Origin of the sequence: Rhodococcoides kroppenstedtii (assembly GCF_900111805.1) — a bacterium.
Taxonomy (GTDB): domain Bacteria; phylum Actinomycetota; class Actinomycetes; order Mycobacteriales; family Mycobacteriaceae; genus Rhodococcoides; species Rhodococcoides kroppenstedtii.
Window position 1 is genome coordinate 44039 of the sequence record NZ_FOJN01000004.1, and the last position, 20307, is coordinate 64345.

General features: G+C 69.5%; 21 protein-coding genes. 13 read left to right on the plus strand and 8 right to left on the minus strand.

The window, feature by feature from the left end; genetic code table 11:
- Positions 1 to 14: 14 nt before the first annotated feature.
- A complete protein-coding gene (locus BMZ18_RS05885) occupies positions 15 to 1361 on the minus strand; it encodes an EAL domain-containing protein (protein ID WP_068104675.1) in 1347 nt (448 codons plus the stop codon).
- Positions 1362 to 1544: 183 nt separating this feature from the next.
- Here BMZ18_RS05885 and BMZ18_RS05890 point away from each other — a divergent pair, with 183 nt between their 5' ends.
- The 5 genes from BMZ18_RS05890 to BMZ18_RS05910 all read left to right on the plus strand — a co-directional run bounded on the left by BMZ18_RS05890 (position 1545) and on the right by BMZ18_RS05910 (position 6902).
- Entirely contained in the window at positions 1545 to 2492 is a 948-nt protein-coding gene (locus BMZ18_RS05890) for a L,D-transpeptidase (protein ID WP_074922017.1), read from the plus strand.
- A 149-nt stretch (positions 2493 to 2641) separates the two neighbouring features.
- The gene (locus tag BMZ18_RS05895; RefSeq protein WP_235606372.1) at positions 2642 to 3568 is read left to right on the plus strand and encodes a carbohydrate ABC transporter permease; all 927 of its coding nucleotides are present in this window, start codon (positions 2642 to 2644) and stop codon (positions 3566 to 3568) included.
- The gene (locus tag BMZ18_RS05900; protein ID WP_074922019.1) at positions 3565 to 4431 is read left to right on the plus strand and encodes a carbohydrate ABC transporter permease; all 867 of its coding nucleotides are present in this window, start codon (positions 3565 to 3567) and stop codon (positions 4429 to 4431) included. Before BMZ18_RS05895 ends, BMZ18_RS05900 begins: the two co-directional genes overlap by 4 nt.
- A gap of 41 nt (positions 4432 to 4472) precedes the next feature.
- Entirely contained in the window at positions 4473 to 5801 is a 1329-nt protein-coding gene (locus BMZ18_RS05905; protein ID WP_068104681.1) for an ABC transporter substrate-binding protein, read from the plus strand.
- Positions 5802 to 5819: 18 nt separating this feature from the next.
- Positions 5820 to 6902, plus strand: a complete 1083-nt coding sequence (locus BMZ18_RS05910) for an ABC transporter ATP-binding protein (protein ID WP_074922021.1) — start codon at positions 5820 to 5822, stop codon at positions 6900 to 6902.
- A gap of 75 nt (positions 6903 to 6977) precedes the next feature.
- Here BMZ18_RS05910 and BMZ18_RS05915 read toward each other — a convergent pair whose 3' ends face one another.
- Entirely contained in the window at positions 6978 to 8957 is a 1980-nt protein-coding gene (locus BMZ18_RS05915; protein ID WP_074922051.1) for a M13 family metallopeptidase, read from the minus strand.
- A gap of 53 nt (positions 8958 to 9010) precedes the next feature.
- Entirely contained in the window at positions 9011 to 9466 is a 456-nt protein-coding gene (locus tag BMZ18_RS05920) for a MarR family winged helix-turn-helix transcriptional regulator (protein ID WP_074922023.1), read from the minus strand.
- A gap of 63 nt (positions 9467 to 9529) precedes the next feature.
- Between BMZ18_RS05920 and BMZ18_RS05925 the strand changes: the two genes are divergently transcribed.
- From BMZ18_RS05925 to BMZ18_RS05935, 3 genes are all read left to right on the plus strand, one after another.
- Positions 9530 to 9895: a VOC family protein gene (locus tag BMZ18_RS05925; protein ID WP_068366603.1), complete on the plus strand. Its 366-nt coding sequence runs from the start codon at positions 9530 to 9532 to the stop codon at positions 9893 to 9895.
- 217 nt (positions 9896 to 10112) lie between these two features.
- Positions 10113 to 11567: a maltokinase N-terminal cap-like domain-containing protein gene (locus BMZ18_RS05930; protein ID WP_083400180.1), complete on the plus strand. Its 1455-nt coding sequence runs from the start codon at positions 10113 to 10115 to the stop codon at positions 11565 to 11567.
- On the plus strand, positions 11564 to 12337 hold the full coding sequence (locus BMZ18_RS05935; protein ID WP_074922024.1) for a putative protein N(5)-glutamine methyltransferase: 774 nt from the start codon (positions 11564 to 11566) through the stop codon (positions 12335 to 12337). The genes BMZ18_RS05930 and BMZ18_RS05935 overlap by 4 nt, the downstream gene beginning before the upstream one ends.
- Here BMZ18_RS05935 and BMZ18_RS05940 read toward each other — a convergent pair.
- Positions 12328 to 13257, minus strand: a complete 930-nt coding sequence (locus BMZ18_RS05940) for a pirin family protein (RefSeq protein WP_068366703.1) — start codon at positions 13255 to 13257, stop codon at positions 12328 to 12330. The two genes, BMZ18_RS05935 and BMZ18_RS05940, sit on opposite strands and share 10 nt — an antisense overlap.
- 320 nt (positions 13258 to 13577) lie before the next feature.
- Between BMZ18_RS05940 and BMZ18_RS05945 the strand changes: the two genes are divergently transcribed.
- Positions 13578 to 13811: a hypothetical protein gene (locus BMZ18_RS05945; RefSeq protein ID WP_069973069.1), complete on the plus strand. Its 234-nt coding sequence runs from the start codon at positions 13578 to 13580 to the stop codon at positions 13809 to 13811.
- Between the two features lie 57 nt (positions 13812 to 13868).
- Here BMZ18_RS05945 and BMZ18_RS05950 read toward each other — a convergent pair whose 3' ends face one another.
- Both BMZ18_RS05950 and BMZ18_RS05955 read right to left on the minus strand, forming a co-directional pair.
- The gene (locus tag BMZ18_RS05950; protein WP_074922026.1) at positions 13869 to 14672 is read right to left on the minus strand and encodes a UbiA family prenyltransferase; all 804 of its coding nucleotides are present in this window, start codon (positions 14670 to 14672) and stop codon (positions 13869 to 13871) included.
- 15 nt (positions 14673 to 14687) lie between these two features.
- Positions 14688 to 16073 carry an NAD(P)/FAD-dependent oxidoreductase gene (locus BMZ18_RS05955; protein ID WP_235606374.1) on the minus strand — a complete coding sequence of 462 codons (1386 nt, stop codon included), beginning with the start codon at positions 16071 to 16073 and terminating at the stop codon, positions 14688 to 14690.
- Positions 16074 to 16197: 124 nt separating this feature from the next.
- Between BMZ18_RS05955 and BMZ18_RS05960 the strand changes: the two genes are divergently transcribed.
- Positions 16198 to 16977 carry a lysophospholipid acyltransferase family protein gene (locus BMZ18_RS05960; RefSeq protein WP_074922027.1) on the plus strand — a complete coding sequence of 260 codons (780 nt, stop codon included), beginning with the start codon at positions 16198 to 16200 and terminating at the stop codon, positions 16975 to 16977.
- Between the two features lie 9 nt (positions 16978 to 16986).
- Here the strand turns inward: BMZ18_RS05960 and BMZ18_RS05965 are convergent, their stop codons facing one another.
- Entirely contained in the window at positions 16987 to 17388 is a 402-nt protein-coding gene (locus BMZ18_RS05965) for a VOC family protein (protein WP_074922029.1), read from the minus strand.
- A 93-nt stretch (positions 17389 to 17481) separates the two neighbouring features.
- On the opposite strand from BMZ18_RS05965, the gene BMZ18_RS05970 reads away from it, so the two are divergent.
- The 3 genes from BMZ18_RS05970 to BMZ18_RS05980 are packed head-to-tail and all read left to right on the plus strand — an operon-like array spanning position 17482 to position 19065.
- Positions 17482 to 18240: an SDR family oxidoreductase gene (locus BMZ18_RS05970; RefSeq protein WP_074922030.1), complete on the plus strand. Its 759-nt coding sequence runs from the start codon at positions 17482 to 17484 to the stop codon at positions 18238 to 18240.
- 1 nt (position 18241) lies between these two features.
- Positions 18242 to 18733, plus strand: coding sequence for a metallophosphoesterase family protein (locus BMZ18_RS05975; protein WP_074922032.1), 492 nt, complete (start codon positions 18242 to 18244; stop codon positions 18731 to 18733).
- The gene (locus BMZ18_RS05980) at positions 18730 to 19065 is read left to right on the plus strand and encodes an RNA-binding S4 domain-containing protein (RefSeq protein ID WP_074922034.1); all 336 of its coding nucleotides are present in this window, start codon (positions 18730 to 18732) and stop codon (positions 19063 to 19065) included. Before BMZ18_RS05975 ends, BMZ18_RS05980 begins: the two co-directional genes overlap by 4 nt.
- 47 nt (positions 19066 to 19112) lie before the next feature.
- Here BMZ18_RS05980 and BMZ18_RS05985 read toward each other — a convergent pair whose 3' ends face one another.
- Positions 19113 to 20270: an acyl-CoA dehydrogenase gene (locus BMZ18_RS05985; protein WP_068104705.1), complete on the minus strand. Its 1158-nt coding sequence runs from the start codon at positions 20268 to 20270 to the stop codon at positions 19113 to 19115.
- Positions 20271 to 20307: the final 37 nt, after the last annotated feature.

Genomic DNA, 20307 nt, shown 5'->3' on the forward strand with positions numbered 1-20307 from the left:
ACGGCGAGTCGGCGTCAGCTCCCGCTGCGCTCGGGTGGCAGCCGGGCCACGAGCGATCGCGCGCACTCGATGGTGAGCGTCGGGTCGTGGCTGAGGACGTAGTCGAAGCGCCGGTCCATGTCCGGGCCGCCGTCGCCGAGATCGCGCGCCGCGAGCACGGCGGAGAAGTGCGGTGACAGCACCACCACGTCCCACTCCTCGCGCAACGAATCCGACGCGGGCAGCCCCGCCCCGCGGATCTTCGGCGCGGGTTCGGTGCCCATGTTCTCGGCGAGCGCGCCGACCAACGCCGCGTTCTGCGCCATCAGCTCCCACCGCCGGCCGGTGAGCGCCGTGAAGTGACGGATGTGTTGGAACGCGCCCATCATCAGGGCGGTCTGGCGGCTGTCGGTGGCCATCGACTCGAGGTTCTTGCTGATCTCGATGAGCAGGCGCTTGCTCGCCCGGCGTACGTCGAGGCCGCCGGCCGCCAGGTTGTACGGCGTGGACAACGGGGTCGCGCCCCGCGCCCGTGCGGTCCCGAACTCGAGCGGCGAGCCGACGGGACTGTCGCCGGAGAGCGACGTCGTCGATCCGTAGAGCGGCCCCTCGCCCACCCGCGCGCCCATGGCCCGCGCGGCGAGCGCCGACGCCTCGTCGGTGATGCCCTCCGCCATGACGATCGCACCGGTCCGCTCCACCTGGGCGGCGACGGCGTTGACGACGCGCGCGGTGAAGCGATTGGGGCGCGTCGCGAGCAACGTCCGATCGAGCTTGACGACGTCGGGCTCGAGGAGCGGGAGCAGGGCCAGCGATTCCGGCCGGACGCCGACGTGGTCGACGGCGATCGCCCACCCCAGTCGTCGCACCTCGGCGACGACGCGCATGAGGTGCGCCGGGCGCCGGATCAGGGCGGTCTCGTCGAACTGGAGGACCGCGCCGCCCGCGTCCTGATCGTGCAGGTCGGGCAGATCGGTGAGGGAATCGGGATCGACGGCGATGAAGAGCGGCACCTCGCGGGGCTTGTCCTCGCGAGCGGCGGCGGCGAGCGCGCCGTTCCACCGCGCGGCGTCGAGATCCGGCGTCATACCCATCGCGCGCGCGGCGGAGGCGAGGGCGGCGGGATCGGCGAACGACGAGTCCGCGGGACCGCCGACGACGGCCTCGTACCCGACGATGGCACCCGTCTGCAGATCGATGATGCGCTGGAACGACGTGTGCAGGCTGTCCGGACCGAGCAGCGAACTCAGGCCGTTCTCCGCGCGATCGGGGAACAGTGCCGATGGCAGGTGTCGCTCGGCCGGCGCAGCCGGTAGATGTCGCTCGGCCGGCGCAGCCGGCAGGGGTCGCTGGGACTCCTGTCCCCGGTCGTCGACCACCACGGCGTCAGGCCTTTCTCTCGTGCACGCGCCCGTAGGCAGCGTTCGGTGACCCGTGACCGTCGCCGTGGCTTGACCTCGATCTCGTGTGACCCGCCACGGTACCCGACTGGCGACGATGTCCTCGTCTGTGTGTTAATGACGGAACCCGAGACAGTTCGAGACCGACAGGGATGGTTCACGCTCATGGGAGTTCGTCGTACGCCCGGTTCCGTGGTGCGAGCAGCGGTCGGTGCCGTCGTCGTCACCGCCGGCCTGATCGCCACCGCGGCTCCGGCCGCCGCTGCGCCGCTGTGGCCCGGCGGCCCCGACATCTCGCTGCCCGGCCTGCCGCCGGCGCCCGAGCTGCCGACTCTGCCCGGACTGCCCGCACCGCCGTCGCTGCCGACCGTCCCGCAGCTGCCCGCCCCGCCCCAGCGCGGCCCGGCGAACTTCGCCACCCCCGCGGTGAACCCGTCGGCCGGTGAGGTGGTCGGCATCGCGCAGCCGGTGATCCTGCGGTTCTCCGCGCCGATCGCCGACCGCGCCGTCGCGGAACGCGCGATCGACGTCACCACGTCCGCGGGCGACGTCCCCGGCCGGTTCTTCTGGTTCTCCGACCGTCAGGTGCGGTGGCGGCCGGACGCCTTCTGGCCGGCCAACACCGACGTGACCGTCCGCGCGGGCGACCTCACGAGCACGTTCACCGTCGGCGACGCGATCGTGACGACGGCCGACGACGCCACCAAGACGATCACCGTGACGCGGAACGGCGCCGTCGTGCGCACCATGCCGACGTCGATGGGCAAGCCCGGCCACGAGACCCCCAACGGCACCTACGTCATCGGCGAGCGCTACCGCGACATGTACATGGACTCGTCCACCTACGGTGTGCCCGTCGACGCCCCCGAGGGCTACCGGACGTACGTCGAGTACGCCACGCGGATGTCGAACAGCGGGATCTTCGTGCACGCGGCCCCGTGGTCGGTGGGCAGCCAGGGCGTCGCGAACGTCAGCCACGGGTGCCTGAACGTCAGCACCGAGGACGCGAAATGGTTCTACGAGACCGTGCAGAAGGGCGATCCGGTGATCGTGCAGAACACCGCCGGAGGCGTCCTGAGCGGGTACGACGGCCTGGGCGACTGGCAACTGTAGAACCGCCACGGTCCGGACAGGCGCGGATCCATTCGTGTTCACCATTCGTTCGCTTTCTCTAGGCTAATGTCCCATCGGTGACCGCACTCCTCCCTCGACGGACGGCCTCCCGGCCCCCTCGGCGACCGATCGGTCGGAGCCGTCCCGTCGTGCAGCGGACGCTGCCGGAACTCCCTCCGGCGCAACGCTCTTTCCTGCGTCGACCCTGGCGGGACTACGCCCTGTTCCTCGTCCTGGTGGGGCCGAACCTGGTGCTGCTGGGTGTCTTCACCTACCGGCCGCTGGTGGACAACATCCGGCTGTCGTTCTTCGACTGGAACATCAGCTCGCCCACCTCGACGTTCATCGGGCTCGCGAACTACCGCGAGTGGTGGGGACGGAGCGACACCTGGCAGATCGTGTCCAACACCGTGATCTTCACGATCGCGGCCGTGGCGGGCAGCATGCTGTTGGGTCTCGTCCTGGCCATGCTGCTGGATCGGAAGCTCCGGGGCCGCAACGTGGTTCGCTCCGCCGTGTTCGCGCCGTTCGTCATCTCGGGCGCCGCGATCGGTGTCGCCTTCCAGTTCGTCTTCGATCCGAACTTCGGGTTGATCCAGGATCTGATGCGGCGCATCGGGTTCGAGAACGTCCCGGATTTCTACCAGAGTCCCGGCTGGGCGTTGTTCATGGTCACCGTGACCTATCTGTGGAAGAACCTGGGCTACGCCTTCGTCATCTATCTCGCTGCGCTGCAGGGCCTTCGGCAGGATCTGAGCGAGGCCGCGCAGATCGACGGTGCGAGCCGCTGGACCACCTTCCGCAAGGTCACGTTGCCGCAACTGCGGCCCACCACGTTCTTCCTGTCGATCACCGTCATGCTGAACTCGCTGCAGGTCTTCGACATCATCAACGTGATGACGCGCGGTGGCCCGCTGGGCACCGGCACCACCACGATGGTCTATCAGGTGTACGAGGAGTCGTTCCGCAACTTCCGCGCCGGATACGGGGCCACCGTCGCCACCGTCATGTTCCTGGTGTTGCTGGTCATCACCGTGTTGCAAGTTCGAGTCATGGATCGAGGTGACGCCCGATGACCACCACCGCGGTTCCGCCGGCGCAGCTCGACGCGGACCGGCGTCGGCGGCTCTCGAGCCTGTTCGGGTACGCCGCCATGGTCGTCGTCATCGTCATCATCGGGCTGCCGCTGTTCTGGATCCTCGTCACCTCGTTCAAGGAACGCGGCGACATCTACGTGCAGCCGTCCATCTGGTGGCCCAGCGTGTTCCGGCCGGAGAACTACGTCGACGCGACCTCGACGGTGCCGTTCTGGACGTTCCTGAAGAACTCGCTGATCATCACCAGCATTCTCGCCGTCGTGAAGTTCGTCCTCGGTGTGCTCAGTGCCTACGGACTGGTGTTCCTGCGCTTTCCGGGCAAGACGATCGTGTTCCTCGTCATCATCGCCGCGCTGATGGTGCCGAACCAGATCACCGTCATCTCCAACTACGCTCTGGTCGCACAGTTGGGGTGGCGTAACACGTTCCAAGGCATCATCGTGCCGCTGGCCGGCGTCGCCTTCGGCACGTTCCTCATGCGGAATCACTTCCTGTCCATTCCGCAGGAGATCATCGAGGCCGCGCGCATGGACGCCGCCGGTCCCGTGCGATTGCTCTTCCGAGTGGTACTGCCGCTGTCCGGGCCGACCATGGTGGCGTTCGCGACGATCACCGTGGTCAACGAGTGGAACGAGTACCTCTGGCCGTTCCTGATGTCCGACGATTCCTCCGTCGCACCGCTGCCGGTGGGGCTCACCCAGCTGCAGAACAACGACGGCGTGACCAACTGGGGGCCGGTGATGGCCGGCACCGTGCTCACGATGATCCCCATCCTGATCGTGTTCCTCGCCCTCCAGCGGCACATGATCAAGGGTCTGACCTCCGGCGCCGTCAAGGGCTGACCGGCCTTCCTCTCGCGCACACCACCAACACAGGAGTCGACATGCATCTCTCTCGTCGGGGTTTCCTCGGAGCCGCCGGAGCGGCGGGCGCCGTCGCGGCGAGCGCCGCCCTCACCGCTTGTGCAGGAACGAGTTCCACGTCGTCGCCCGGCTCGGGCTCCGGTGGGGACGCGAACACGATCACCTTCTGGTCGTCGCACCCCGGTAGCTCGAAGGACGTCGAGAACGAGCTGATCTCGCGCTTCCAGGCCGCCAACCCGGACCTGACGGTCCAGATGATCGACGGCGGCAAGAACTACGAGGAGATCGCGCAGAAGTTCAACGCCGCGCTTTCCGGCGGCTCGCTGCCCGACGTCGTCCTGCTCTCGGACGTCTGGTGGTTCAACTTCGCTCTGCTGGGCGCGATCTCGCCGCTGGACGACCTGTTCTCGCAGGCGGGGGTGAACACGAGCGAGTACGTGGACTCGCTGGTGGCCGACTACAACTGGAACGACAAGACCTGGGCGCTGCCCTACGCGCGGTCGACCCCGCTGTTCTACTACAACAAGGACGTCTGGTCGGCCGCCGGACTGCCCGACCGCGGTCCCGCCACCTGGCAGGAATTCGACCAGTGGGGCCCGGAACTGCAGCGGGTGGTCGGCAACGGCAAGCTCGCGCACGGGTGGGGCAACGCCGAGGACTACCTCGGCTGGACCTACGAGGGACCGATCTGGACCTTCGGCGGCAGCTACTCCGACCAGTTCGACCTGAAGTTCACCGACGAGCGCACCATCGCCGCCGGCAACTTCCTCAAGGAGATGATCCACACCAAGAAGTACGCGGCCGTCTCCAACGACATCGCCAACGACTTCGGTGCGGGGCTGCTCGCCTCGACCATCGCCTCCACCGGCGACCTGTCCGGTATCACCGCGAACGCCAAGTTCGACTTCGGCACCGCCTTCCTGCCGGCCGAGCCCGGAACCCCCGGATGCCCCACCGGCGGAGCGGGTCTGGCGATTCCGGCGAACATTCCGGACGAGCGCAAGATCAACGCCCTCAAGTTCATCGACTTCGTCACCAACACCGAGTCGACGGTCTACTTCTCGCAGAACGTCGGCTACATGCCGGTGCGCAAGGCCGCCGCGAGCGATCCGTCCGAGGTGGCCTTCCTCGAGCAGAACCCGCGCTCGCGGACGGCGGTGGACCAGCTCTCGCGCACCCGCTCGCAGGACTACGCCCGCGTGTTCGTCCCCGGCGGCGACAAGATCATCGGGACCGGCCTCGAGCAGATCGCCCTGCAGAACGCGGACGTCGCCTCGACGTTCAGCGGCATGCAGGATCAGTTGCAGCAGATCATCGATCGCCAGATCACGCCCAAGCTGCCCAAGTAAGGAACGGGACCCACCATCATGGCTTCGGTCAACTTCGTCGGCACCACCCATCGGTACGCGGGCGCTCCGCATCCGTCGGTGGAGGGGCTGGACCTCGAGATCGCGGACGGGGAGTTCCTCGTCCTGGTCGGCCCGTCGGGATGCGGGAAGTCGACGTCCCTGCGGATGCTCGCCGGCCTCGAGGCGGTCGAGAGCGGCCGCATCGAGATCGGCGGCAAGGACGTCAGCGGCCTCGCGCCGAAGGACCGCGACGTCGCCATGGTGTTCCAGAACTACGCGCTCTATCCCAACATGACGGTGGCGGACAACATGGGGTTCGCACTCCGTAACGCGGGAATGAGCAAGGAGGACACGCGCTCTCGCGTCGAGGAGGCGGCTCGGATGCTCGAGCTCGAGCCGCTCCTCGACCGGCGGCCGGGCAAGCTCTCCGGCGGCCAGCGTCAGCGTGTGGCCATGGGCCGGGCGATCGTTCGCCGCCCCGAGGTGTTCTGCATGGACGAGCCGCTGTCGAACCTCGACGCCAAGCTGCGGGTCAGCACGCGCTCCCAGATCGCCGGGTTGCAGCGGCGCCTGGGAACAACCACGGTGTACGTCACCCACGACCAGGTCGAGGCCATGACCATGGGTGACCGCGTCGCCGTCCTGAAGGCCGGGCACCTGCAGCAGGTCGCGAGTCCCCGTGAGTTGTACGCGAATCCGGTGAACGACTTCGTGGCGTCCTTCATCGGATCGCCGGCCATGAACCTGCTCGAGGCCGACGTCCAGAACGGCCACGCCGTGCTGGGCGGGCTCCGCGTGCCGGTCCCGTCCGGGCACGGGGGGCGCATCGTGGTCGGTGTGCGCCCGGAGAGCTGGGACCTGGTCGGCGAGAACGACTCCGAGTCGGTCGAGCTGGTCACCGACCTGGTGGAGGAACTCGGGGCCGAGTCCTTCGCCTACTCCACCCCGGCGGCCGACGCCGGGTGGACGGCTCGCGGCGGGCGCGTCGTGGTGCGGGTGGATCGCCGCACGGTGGTCGATCCGCGTCAGCGCCTGCGGGTCAGGCCGGCGCCGGACGAGGTGTTCTTCTTCGACGCGGAGTCCGGGGACCGCATCCGCTGAGCGCGTGTGCGGCCCGGCGCCGAGGCCGACGGGATTCCGCCGGCGTCGACGCCGAGGCGCACGATTCGCTCGGAATCACCAGATGCGTACGCGCTCGGCCGGATCGAGATACAGAGCGTCGCCCTCGGTCACCCCGAACGCCTCGTGGAAGCTGTCGAGGTTGCGCACCACGCCGTTGCAGCGGAACTCCGGGGGCGAGTGCGGATCGATGGACAGCCGGCGCAGGGCCTCGGCGTCACGAGCCTTCGTGCGCCACACCTGCGCCCAGCCGAAGAACACCCGCTGCAGCCCCGACAGTCCGTCGATCTCCGGTGCCTCGCGGCCCTCGAGCGAGATGCGGTAGGCCTCGACCGCGATGGACAGGCCCCCGAGGTCGCCGATGTTCTCGCCGATCGTGAACTTGCCGTTGACGTGATGGCCGGGCAGGGCCTTCGGCTCGAAAGCGTCGTACTGCTCGATCAACGCCGTGGTGCGCGTGCCGAATTCGGAACGGTCGCTGTCGGTCCACCAGTCCACCAGGTTGCCGTCCCCGTCGTACTTCGCCCCCTGATCGTCGAAACCGTGGCCGATCTCGTGCCCGATCACCGCGCCGATCCCGCCGTAGTTGGCGGCGTCGTCGGCCTCGGGATCGAAGAACGGGGGCTGCAGAATCGCGGCGGGGAAGACGATCTCGTTCATGCCGGGGTTGTAGTAGGCGTTGACGGTCTGCGGGGTCATGAACCACTCCCCGCGGTCGACCGGACCGCCGAGCTTGCCCAGATCGCGTCGGTACTCGAACTCGTACCCGCGGCGGTAGTTGCCGACAGGGTCCGCGGCGTCGATCTCGAGTGCGGAGTAGTCCCGCCAGGTGTCGGGGTAGCCGATCTTCGGGGTGAAGCGGTCGAGCTTGGCCAGGGCGGCGGTGCGGGTCTCCGGGCTCATCCACTCGAGGTCGGTGATGTTGCGTCGGTACGCCTCGACCAGATTGGCCACGAGGTCCTGCATCCGCGCCTTCGACTCCGGCGGGAAGTGCCGCTCCACGTACAGTTTTCCGACGGCCTCGCCCATCAGGTCCTGCACCAGCGACACCCCGCGCTTCCATCGTTCGCGGTTCTCCTCCGTACCGGTGAGCGTGCGGCCGTAGAAGTCGAAGTTCTCGTCGACGAGGCCCGCAGTGAGATACGGCGCCCGCGAGTGGACGATGCGCCACGTGGCCCACGCCTTCCACTCGTCGAGGCTGCGATCGGACCACTCCTGCGCGAACGTGGTGACGAACGACGGCTGGCGCACCACCACCTCGGCCCACTGCTCTGTCGTGGCTCCGGTACCGGACACCCATGCGTCCCAGTCGAATCCGGGTGCTTCGGCGGTCAGGTCGGCCCATGTGCGCAGGTTGTAGGAGAGCTCGGCGTCGCGCCGCTTCACCACGTCCCAGTGCCCGGCGGCCACCGCGGTCTCGACGTCGAGCACGGTGGCGGCGTCGTCGGACACGCCGGCGAGAGAGAACATGCGTCCGATGTGGGCGACGTACTTCTCCCGTAGCTCGGCGTGCTCGTCGCCGCGGTAGTAGGACTCGTCGGGCAGCCCGAGACCGGACTGCGTCACGTGCATCAGATAGCGGTCGGACTGCTTGGAGTCGGTGTCCACGTAGTGCGCCAGTGCGCCGCCGACACCGGTGCGCGCCAGCCCGCCGAGGACCCGGGCCAGGGTCTCGCGGTCCGCCGCAGCCGCGACCGCCGCGAGTTCGTCGGCGATCGGCGAGATGCCCGCGGCCTCGATAGCCTCGGCGTCCATGAAGGCGGCGTAGAGGTCACCGATCTTCGCGGCGTCGCTGCCCGGCGCCGGGTTCGACGCCGCGCACTCGGTCACGATGTCGCGGACGTGTTCCTCGGCGCGGTCGTACAGGGTGCGGAACGCACCGTCGACGGCTCGATCCGCGGGGATCTCGTATTCGGCGAGCCACCGTCCGTTGACGTGCTCGAACAGGTCGTCCTGCGCACGGGTGGACGGGTCGACCCAGGCCAGGTCGAGGCCGGACGGGCGGGATTCGCGGATGGGGGACTCTGCCGTGGTCATGGTCCCCATCCTGCCCAAACCCGGCGGGCGCCGCACGGGGCACCGGTCGGTGTTCAGGACGAACCGGGCTCGGGGTCGCTCAGCGCATCGACCATGGCGCGCAGCATCCGGCGGGCCTCGTCGACGTCGTCCAGGCCGCTCAGCATCCGCTGCTCCACCTCGCGTACGGCAGCGCTGGCGCGGGCCAGTTTCGCGGCGCCGGCGGGAGTCAGACGGGCGGGCAGGACCTTGCCGACGGCGGCCTGGTCGGGACGGACGACCTCGCCGTCCGCCTCCATCGTGCGCAGCAGGACGTTCATCGACTGCCGCGTCACGAAGGCGCCGCGGGCGAGCTCGGAGTTCGAGAGTCCCGGTCGCTGCGACAGCAGCTCGAGGCACGAGTACCGCGTCACGGTGAGCTCGAGCGGCCGCAGCACCTCCTCCATCGCGAGCCGCAGCGCGGTCGCGGCCTCCTTGAGCAGATACCCCACCGACACCTCGAGGTCGATCCCGTCGCGGCCTTGACTCATGTCAGGATTCTGACATAGTTGTCCGTGTCAGATAACTGACACAGCGATGCAGAGGAGCACACCATGACGGTCACCGGTCTCGATTTCGTTTCCCTGCAGGTCCGCGATCTCGCGGCCTCGCAGGCGTTCTACGAGCGGTGGTTCGGGCTGCAGCCGTCACCGGGCGGCCCGCCCCATGCGGTCGTGTTCACCACCACCCCGATTGCCTTCGCCCTCCGGGAGCTGGTCCCCGGCACCGACCTCGATGCCGCGAAACCCGGACTCGGAGTGGCACTGTGGTTCCACGCCGACGACGTCCAGGCCATCCACGACGGACTGGCGGCCGACGGCGCCACCATCGTCACCGCCCCGTTCGACGGTCCCTTCGGGCGTACGTTCACCGTCGCCGATCCGGACGGTTATCACCTCACGCTTCACGACCGGGCCTGACGCCGAGTCGGGGCGGGCGTGGGTGCCCGCAGGTCGTCCGTCCGGACGGGATCCCGTCGGTCCGGCCGAGTTGCGGGCCCTCACGCCCGCGAGTTCTCCCACACGATCCGTCGAGGAACCGCGGATCCGCGGGGTTTCGCCCGATTCCGTGGCAGAACTCGCGCCCGCGGTCGAGGCTCGGGGTGCACGGGCCGGAATTTCCGGGTACAGGTTGGCCATGTCTTCCTCGACGCCGTCCGCGCCGGAACCGTCCACCCCGGCCGAGTCCGCGATCCCGGAGCCCGAGGCCACTGCTCCGGCGTCCCCCACGGACGCCGAGCTCACGGCCGCCCTGGGTTCCTGGCTCCCCGAGCAACGGTGGTTCTCGGCCAAGGGCCACACCGTGACCGGCGTGGACGTCCTCACCCGTGAAACGCTCGCGACGACGGTTGACCTCACCCTGGTGCACCTGCTGGTGGAGGTGCATCTCGAGGGCGCCGACAGTCAGGTGTTCCAGGTCCCGGTGGGGGTCCGCGCCGAGGTCGACGAGGACCTCGAGCCCGCGGTTCTGTTGCGCACGGACGGTGCGGGCGGGCAGGGCGGAGCCCGGTCGGGATGCGTGGTCTACGACGGCCTGCGGGATCCGTCCGTGATCGGTCTGCTGTCCGACCTCCTCGCGACGGGCGGCACCGGCGACGTGCGGTTCCTCGCGGTGCCCGGTGCGGATCTGCCGACGGGTCTGTCCGGCCGCGTGCTGGGCGCCGAGCAGTCCAACACGTCGGTCGTCGTGGGAGATCGATTCCTGCTCAAGCTGTTCCGCCGCGTGGCGGTCGGCGTCAACCCGGACGTCGAGTTGCATCAGGCGCTGGGCCGGGCCGAGAGCGCGCACGTCGCGACACTGCGGGGGTGGATCGAAGCCGACGTGCGACACGACGAGACGACCCTCGGCATGATGCAGGACTTCGTCGCCGGGGCGTCCGAGGGCTGGACCGCCGCACTGGAGGCGGTGGACGCCGTGCTGGCCGCCGGCGATCTCGGCGCCGGGGACTTCACCGGGGAGGCGCGCTCGCTGGGGGGTGCGGTCGCCTCGGTGCACCGTGACCTGGCCCGAGTTCTCGGCACCTCGATCGCACCCGCGGCCGAGACCACGGCCGCCATCTCTGCCCGGGTCGAGTCCGCGCTGCCCGTCGTGGAGGGACTCGACGCCGCACTGCCCCGCGTCCGGGCGTTGATCGAGGCCGCGGGAGAGACCGCCGTGGACACCCAGCGCATTCACGGTGATCTGCACCTGGGGCAGGTGCTGCGGACGCCGGACCTGTGGGTACTGATCGACTTCGAGGGCGAGCCGTCGCGCAGCGTCGACGAGCGTCGCACGCCCGACAGTCCGCTCCGTGACGTCGCCGGCATGGTTCGGTCCGTGGACTACGCCGCCATGAGCCGCGTGGTCGACCTCCCCGACGACGCCGAACGAGTGGCGGCCGAGCGACTCGCGCGCGAGTGGGTCGACCGGACGGTGACCGCGTTCCTCGACGGATACGCGGAGGAAGCGGGGCGTGATCCGCGCGAGAACCTCGCGCTGCTCCGCGCGTACGAGCTGGACAAGGCCGTGTACGAAGCGGTGTACGAGGCCCGGAACCGACCGGGATGGCTGAGCATCCCGATGCACGCGATCGAGCGGCTCGCCGACGGGTGACCGAGCCCCGCGATCACGGCCACGACCGACTCACGGCGCAGTTGCGCCGGGCGGGTTGTGTCTTCGCCGAGGACGAGGCGCGGCTGCTGCGGACCGAGGCGCCGGACGACGACGTGCTGCGGACCTGGGTGCGTCGCCGAGTGGCGGGCGAGCCGCTCGAGACGATCGTCGGCTGGGCGGAGTTCAGCGGCCACCGTGTCGTGGTCGAACCGGGGGTGTTCGTCCCCCGACGTCGCACCGAGGCGCTGGTCGACGTGGCCCGCGAACTGGTGAGGCCCGGCGCCGTGGTGGTCGACCTGTGTTGTGGGTCCGGCGCGATCGGGCGCGCGATGGCCGACGTCGCGACGGTCTACGCCGCGGACGTCGACCCCGCTGCCGTCGCGTGCGCTCGCCGGAACCTGCCGCCGGACAGGGTGTTCCACGGCGATCTGTTCGACGCTCTGCCCGCCGCGCTGCGCGGCCGCGTCGACGTCGTCTGCGCCAACACCCCCTACGTGCCGACGGCGGCGGTGGCGTCGATGCCGCGGGAGGCGCGCGAGAGCGAACCGCGCGTCACCCTCGACGGAGGACCGGACGGACTCGATCTCCAACGCCGCGTCGCCGGCGAGGTGACCCGGTGGTTGACGCCCACCGGGTCACTCCTCGTCGAGACCTCCGCCGCGCAGGCCGACGCCGCGGCGGCGATCATGCAGGCGTCCGGTCTCCGTCCGCGGATCCACCACGACGGCGAGCGGGACGCCACCGTGGTGATCGGCTCGGCTCAGGGCTGACCGAACCGTCCTGCCTGGAAGTCCTCGAACGCCTGCAACACTTCGGCTTTCGTGTTCATCACGAACGGCCCGGCCATGGCGATGGGCTGACGGATCGGCTCTCCGCCGAGGAGGAAGACCTCGAGCGGCTCGGGACCGTCGGACGCGGCGACCGTGAGGGTGTCCCCGGACCCGAAGACGGTGGTCTGGCCCATGCGGACCGGCCGACGCTCCTCGCCGACGGTGCCGGCCCCGGCCAGCACGTAGGCGATCGCGTTGTAGCGAGGATTCCACGGCACCCTCACCGACGCACCCGGAGCAACGGTGATGTGAGACAACGTGATCGGAGTGTGCGTGGAGCCCGGCCCGGCGTGCCCGTCGATCTCGCCGGCGATGACCCGGATCAGCGCGCCGCCGTCGGAGCTGGACAGGAGCGCGACCTGACCGCCCGTGATGTCCTGGTAGCGCGGAGATGCCATCTTGTTCTCCCGCGGGAGGTTGACCCACAGCTGAACTCCGTGGAAGAGCCCACCGGACATCACGAGGTGTTCCGGCGGGGCCTCGATGTGCAGGATGCCGCTGCCGGCCGTCATCCACTGCGTGTCGCCGCCGGTGATGGAACCGCCGCCACCGTGCGAGTCCTGGTGGTCCATGATCCCGTCGATCATGTAGGTGACGGTCTCGAAGCCGCGGTGCGGGTGCCACGGGGTGCCCTTCGGCTCACCGGGGGCGTAGTTCACCTCGCCCATCTGGTCCATGTGGATGAACGGATCGAGGCGAGCCATGTCGATCCCGGCGAAGGCCCGGCGCACCGGGAATCCCTCGCCCTCGTAGCCGGTCGGGGCGGTGGTCACGGTGCGAATCGGGCGGGAGACGGCGTCCGGGCCGGGTGTGTCGAGGCGGGGGAGGGCGAGGACGTTGTCGACGGTCACGGCGGGCATGGGGTTCCTCCTGGGTTCCGATGATCCGTCATATGATTGACGAGTCAACTATATACCGCTGAACCCGGTCGCAATCGGGATTGTTCCTTCCCGAAACGCCCGGGCACGGTCACAATGAGATGACGATCGAGGTGTGATCGGCCCAGTGATGGGAAATCCTCGACGGTCGGGGAAGAGCAGGAACGCAGGAGGTCGCCATGACTACCGTCACCGAACAGTCCGTCGCGTCGAACGTCGACGCGGATCCGATCGTCGCGCCCGAGGCCGACGACGACGCCACGCAGGTCTCGGAGAACGGGGACGACGTCGGCGAGGCCGGGTTGCGCGTCGGCGCTCGCGTTCGTGCGACGTCGGCTGTCTCCGACTCCGGTGACGAGACCGACACGCCGTCCGACGCCGTACTCGGCACCGTGGTCGACGATTACGCAGGGACGTTGACCGGCGACACCGGCGGCCGCACCTGGGCCGTCCCGCACCGCTGGGCCGTGGCCCTCGACGACGGGCGACTGGTGTTCCGGGACGACGCCGACCTCGAGGTCGTCGACAGCGAGTAGCCCGCTCGGGCGGTGACGAGCACCGCTGCGCTCGGGCGGTGACGAGCACCGCTGCGCTCAGCCGGTGACGAGCACCGCGACGTCCAGCGCGGCGATCGCGATGGCCGCCTGGAACGGGCGTCGGCCCGTCCCCGTCAGCGCGACGATCGCGCACACACCCACCGCGGCGAGGAACGCCAGGCCGATCGCATCGAACCCGCGCGCCCCCCACACCCCGACGATCGACGCGACCGAGAGCACGAGGGCGGCCGTCGGCGCCACCGCGGCGGGAGGCAGTCGATGCGCGAAGCCGACGACGCCCGTCGCCCGATCGTCGGCCAGGTCGGGTGCCACGTTCACCAGGTGTGCGCCGAACCCCAGCATCGCTCCCACGGCGATCATCCAGGCCGGCGGGAGCGCGTCGTCGATCGCGAGGGACACCACGGCCGGCAGGGCGCCGAACGCCACCGTGTAGGGCAGCCAGGACAGCACCGTCGATTTCACCCCGGCGTTGTACGCGAACGCCGCCCCCACCCCGAGCGCGAGGTGCAGCACCCCGGGCAGCAGACCCAGAAGCAGGGACGCCACCGCGCAGACGATCAGAGACAGTGCGATCGCACGCCGAACGGCGTTGCGCGTCACCGTGCCTCGTGCCAGCGGCTTGTCCGCGCGTCCGACGGCGTGGTCCCGGTCGGCGTCGAGAAGGTCGTTGGTCCACCCGGTCAGCAGTTGCCCACTGGCGACGGCCACGACGAGGGTGACCAGCTGCAGGGGCGACGCGCCGAGCCGCGCGGCCAGCGCGGCGGCGATGGAGGTGACCGCCACCGCCGGGCCGGGATGGGAGGCGATCAGGAGCGACTGCGCGCGAGACGGTTCGCTCATGAACCCAGCCTAGAGTCAGCCGGCGAGCTGCTCCGGCCGCACGGGGGTCTCGCGCGCTGCGCGGGCGTCCTCGAGCGACACCAGGCGCCCGAGTGCCAGCCGCGCTTCCGTCTGCTGGTGGGTGACGGTGAGCTGAGTCCTGGTGCGGCCGAGGAACGTCCACGCCCAGTTGCACACCGTGGTCAGGCGGCTCTTGAACCCGACGACGTACGCCACGTGGACCACCAGCCACATCAGCCAGGCGAGGAACCCCGTGATCTTCACCGGGCCCACTTGGGCGACGGCGGAGAAGCGCGACACCGTCGCCATGCTGCCCTTGTCGCGGTAGCGGAAGGGACGGCGTTCGGGAACGGGACGTCCCTCGGCCGCGGCCTTCACCTCGTCCGCGATGACGCGTGCGGCGTAGCGGCCGCCCTGGATCGCCACCTGCGCGACACCCGGCAGACCGTCGAGCGCCATCATGTCGCCGACGACGAACACGTTCGGCAGTCCCGGCACGGTCAGGTCCGGGTTCACCAGAACCCTTCCGGCACGGTCGATCTCGGCATCGGACTTCGACGCCAGCATCGCGCCGAGCGGGCTGGCCGAGACGCCGGCGGACCAGACCTTGGTGGCCGCCTCGATGCGGTGCTCGGTGCCGTCGGCGGCACGGACCACCAGGCCGTCGGTATCCACATCGGTGACCGCGGCGTTCAGGGTGACCTCGACCCCGAGGGACTCGAGGCGGCGGCGCGCGTGCTCGCCCAGGGAATCCGCGAACGGCGGCAGCACCTTCGGTGCGGCATCGAGCAGCACGATCCGGGCGTCCCGGGGGTCGATCGTGCGGAACGTGCCGGCGAGGGTCCGCTTGGACAGCTCGGCGATCTGGCCGGCCATCTCCACGCCCGTCGGCCCCGCACCGACGACGACGAAGGTCAACAGGCGGGCCCGCTCGGCGGGGTCGGTGGCGAGCTCGGCGGCGTCGAACGCGTTCATGATGCGGCCGCGGAGCTCGAGGGCGTCGTCGAGGGTCTTCATGCCGGGCGCGAACTCGGCGAACCGGTCGTTGCCGAAGTACGACTGGCCGGCGCCGGCGGCGACGATCACGCTGTCGTACGGCGTCACGGTGACGCGGCCGCGGTGCACCGACGTCACGGTGCGGGTGTCCGGGTCGATGTCGGTGACGTCTCCGATGAGCACGTTCGCGTTGCGCTGGTCGCGGAGCACGATGCGTGTCGACGGCGCGATCTCGCCCTCGGACAGGATCCCGGTGGCCACCTGGTACAACAGCGGCTGGAACAGATGGTGGGCGGTGCGCGCGACCAGGGTGACCTCCACGTCGCTGCGGCGCAGGGCCTTGGTGGCGAAGAGGCCACCGAAGCCGGAACCGACGACCACGACGCGATGGGGGGCTGCGTTCACGGGTGCACACACCTTTCCATGTCCGAACAAAGACGGGGTCTCCGCCTGTGACCCAGACCATACACGGCTCGCTCGAAATGTCAGAACAAATCGCAGAACCAGCGACGACGCATAGGATTCGGACATGGATCGCCCCGTGGTCGCGCTGGAGAATGCCGACGCCGTCTACGACTACTACCTTTCTCACCAGCAGAATCGGCGCGTGGCGCGCCTGGCCTACGGGGCTCTCGCCGGCCGCTTCCGACCGCGGGTGCACTACGGAGTGGGTGCCCGCGAGCGGCTGCGCAGCCTGATCTACGACGACAGCCGATTGATCGTTGCGGTCAACCACGTGAGCGACACCGATCCGTACACCGTGGCCGCGGCGGCCTGGTCGAGCGCGTTGCGACCGGTGATCGGCCGCACTCGCGTCCTCGCGAAGGACGAGCTGTTCGTCGAGACCGAGCCGGGGCGCACACGTGGTCGGGCGATTGCCGAGCGGACGTCGCAGCGCCGTCGCATCGACATGATGGGCGGCATTCCGGTGTTCCGTGGCAAGGACCACGGTCTGCGTGCCGCGGCGCGCGCCGGGAATCTCATGATGGACGTCTGCGCCGAGCGCCTCCGGCGCGGCGACGACCTCGCGCTGTTCCCCGAGGGCACGTGCAACGAGGGTGACCCGACGGTGCTGCAGCACGTCGGCAGCGGCATCGGCCACATCGTCGCGCGCGCCCGGGCGAAGGGCGTCGACCCCACCCTGGTGGTGATGGGCCTGCACTACGGTCCGCCGCCCGGCCGCTACCGCGGTGCGAGCGTGCACATCGACGTGCCGGACCTGACGCTGCCGGAGAAGCCGATCACCATCGCGCGCACCGTCGCCGAGTACCTCCAGGTCGCCGTCGAACTCTCGGTGAGCGAGTACTGACGAGCCGGCTCAGCCGGCGATGTTCACCATCCAGCCGATGCCGTAGCGGTCGGTGAGCATGCCGAAGGTGTCGCCCCACGGCGCCTTCTCCAGTGGCACGCCCGGGGTGGCGCCCTCGGACAGACCGTCCCACCAGCGCCGCAGATCGGCCTCGTCGTCGCCGCTGAGCGACACGGTGCCGTTGGTGGACACCGACATCGACGACGGCGTGTCCGCGCCCATGAGCAGGAAACCGCTCGGTGTCTCGAGCTGGGCGTGCATGACCAGATCGTTCTCGGCGGGCTCGACCGGCATGCCGGACTCGCCGAACGTGGACACGGTCAGGTCTCCGCCGAAGACGTCCCGGTAGAACTCCATGGCCTCGCGCGCGGTGTCGCGGAAGGACAGGTACGGGTTGAGTCGCGAGGGCATGACGAACGCCTTTCCGTCGGGGCGCGCCGGGTGCGCTGATAGAAAGAACGAGAGCCGACGCGGGTTTCGGTGCCGAACGACGAAAGGGTAGCTGTGAGCGATCAGGTCAGGACGGCAATCGTCACGGGAAGTGCGCGCGGAATCGGTGCAGCCGTGGCCAAGCGGCTCGCGGCGGACGGGTACGGCGTGGCCGTGGTCGATCTGGACGAGGCGGCGTGCGCCACCACCGTCGACGCCATCACCGCGGCCGGTGGACAGGCCATCGGGGTCGGGGCGAACGTCGCCGACGAGCAGTCGGTCGTCTCGGCCGTCGAGCGCATCGCCACCGACTTCGGCAAGCCCACGATCCTGGTCAACAACGCCGGCATCCTGCGCGACAACCTGCTGTTCAAGATGTCCGTCGACGACTGGGACGCCGTCCTGGGCGTGCACCTGCGCGGCGCCTTCCTCATGTCCCGCGAGGTGCAGAAGCACCAGGTCGAGGAGAAGTGGGGTCGCATCGTGAACCTGTCGTCGACGTCGGCGCTGGGCAACCGCGGGCAGGCCAACTACGCCGCCGCCAAGGCCGGCATGCAGGGCTTCACCAAGACCCTGGCCATCGAGCTGGGTCGGTACAACGTGACGGTCAACGCGATCGCCCCCGGGTTCATCGAGACCGAGATGACGGCCACGACGGCGGAGCGGGTCGGCGTGCCCTTCGAGGACTTCAAGAAGGGGGCGGCGTCGCAGATCCCCGTGAACCGCGTCGGCCAGCCCGAGGACATCGCGCACACGGCGTCCTTCTTCTGCAGCGAGGGAGCCGGATTCGTCTCCGGCCAGGTGGTCTACGTGGCCGGCGGTCCGAAGGACTGACATGCAGGTGCTGCTCCTCGCCGACACCCACGTCCCCACCCGCGCGAAGGATCTGCCCGCGCCGGTGTGGGACGAGGTGGACCGCGCCGACCTGGTGATCCACGCGGGTGACTGGATGGCGGTGGAGCTGTATCACGCACTGCGAGAACGGTCCTCGGACCTCATGGCGTGCTGGGGCAACAACGACGGCGACGATCTCCGGGCGCTGATCCCGGAGGTCGATCGCCGCACGATCGAGGGCGTCCGCGTCGCCGTCGTGCACGAGACCGGGGCGAAGACCGGACGCGAGAAGCGTGCGGACGCCGCGTATCCCGACGTCGACCTGCTGGTCTTCGGCCACAGCCACATTCCGTGGGACACGGTCACCGAGCGTGGGATGCGGTTGATCAACCCCGGGTCGCCGACCGATCGCCGTCGTCAACCGGCGTGCACGTACATGACGCTGCGATTGCAGGACAACGGGATTCACGACGTCCGGCTGGTGTCGCTGTGACCCGCGTGGACGCCTGGACCTGGTCGGTGCGGCTGTTCAAGACCCGCTCGGCGGCGGCGTCGGCGTGCCGGGGCGGGCACGTGAAGATCAACGGCGCCACGGCCAAACCCGCGCAACCCGTGGTACCCGGGGACGAGGTGCGGGTGTGGGCGGGCGGCCGCGAGCGCATCGTGGAGGTTGCCCGGCTGGTGAGCAAGCGGGTCGGGGCGCCGGCCGCGGCGGAGTGCTACGTCGACCGCAGCCCGCCGCCCCCGCCGAAGGAGCTGTTCGCGGCGGTGCCGGTGCGGGATCGGGGGGCCGGGCGGCCAGAACTGACTGATCCGGTGCAGTAATCGGTGCTGTACACCGATTACTGCACCGGATCGGCGACGAACGAGGGTCAGCGCAGCAGCGCGCGCGACATCACGACGCGCTGGATCTGGTTGGTGCCCTCGTAGATCTGCGTGATCTTCGCGTCGCGCATCATCCGCTCGACGGGGAAGTCGCGGGTGTAGCCGGCGCCGCCGAACAGCTGCACGGCGTCGGTGGTGACCTTCATGGCGACGTCCGAGGCGAAGCACTTCGACGCCGAGGAGATGAAGCCGAGGTTCTTCTCGCCGCGCTCGGCGCGAGCGGCGGAGGAGTACACCATCAGGCGCGCCGCCTCGATCTCCATCGCCATGTCGGCGAGCATGAACTCGACGCCCTGGAACGAGCTGATCGGCTTGCCGAACTGCTTGCGCTCCTTGACGTACGCGAGGGCGGCGTCGAGCGCGCCCTGGGCGATGCCGACGGCTTGCGCACCGATGGTCGGGCGGGTGTGGTCGAGCGTGGCCAGCGCGGTCTTGAAGCCCGTGCCGGGCTCGCCGATGATGCGGTCACCGGGGATGCGGCAGTTCTCGAAGTACAGCTCGCGGGTGGGGCTGCCCTTGATGCCGAGCTTGCGCTCCTTCTCGCCGACCGAGAAGCCCTCGTCGTCCTTGTGGACCATGAAGGCGGAGATGCCGTTGGCCTTCTTCTCCGGGTCGGTCACGGCCATGACGGTGTACCAGCTGGACTTGCCGGCGTTGGTGATCCAGGCCTTGGTGCCGTTGAGGATCCAGTCGTCGCCGTCGGCCTTCGCGCGGGTCTTCATGCCCGCGGCGTCGGAACCGGCCTCGCGCTCGGACAGTCCGTAGGACGCCATCTCGCCCTCGGCGATGGACGGCAGCACCTTCTGCTTCAGCTCGTCGCTGCCGTTGAGGATCAGACCCATGGTGCCGAGCTTGTTCACGGCGGGAATGAGGGAGGACGAGCCGCAGACGCGGGCGACCTCTTCGATCACGATGCAGGCCGCGATGGAGTCCGCTCCCTGGCCGCCGAACTCGTCGGGCACGTGGATGGCGTTGAAGCCGGAGGCGTTGAGGGCTTTCAGGGCCTCCTCCGGGAAGCGCTCGTTCTCGTCGACCTCGGCCGCGTAGGGCGCGATCTCCTTCTCGGAGAGCGAGCGGATGGCCTCGCGGAGCTCGTTGTGCTCGTCGGGAAGCTGGAACAGGTCGAAGTCGGGATTGCCGGCCATGGGAACTCCTTCGCAGATGTGGCACTCGGTGCCGAGG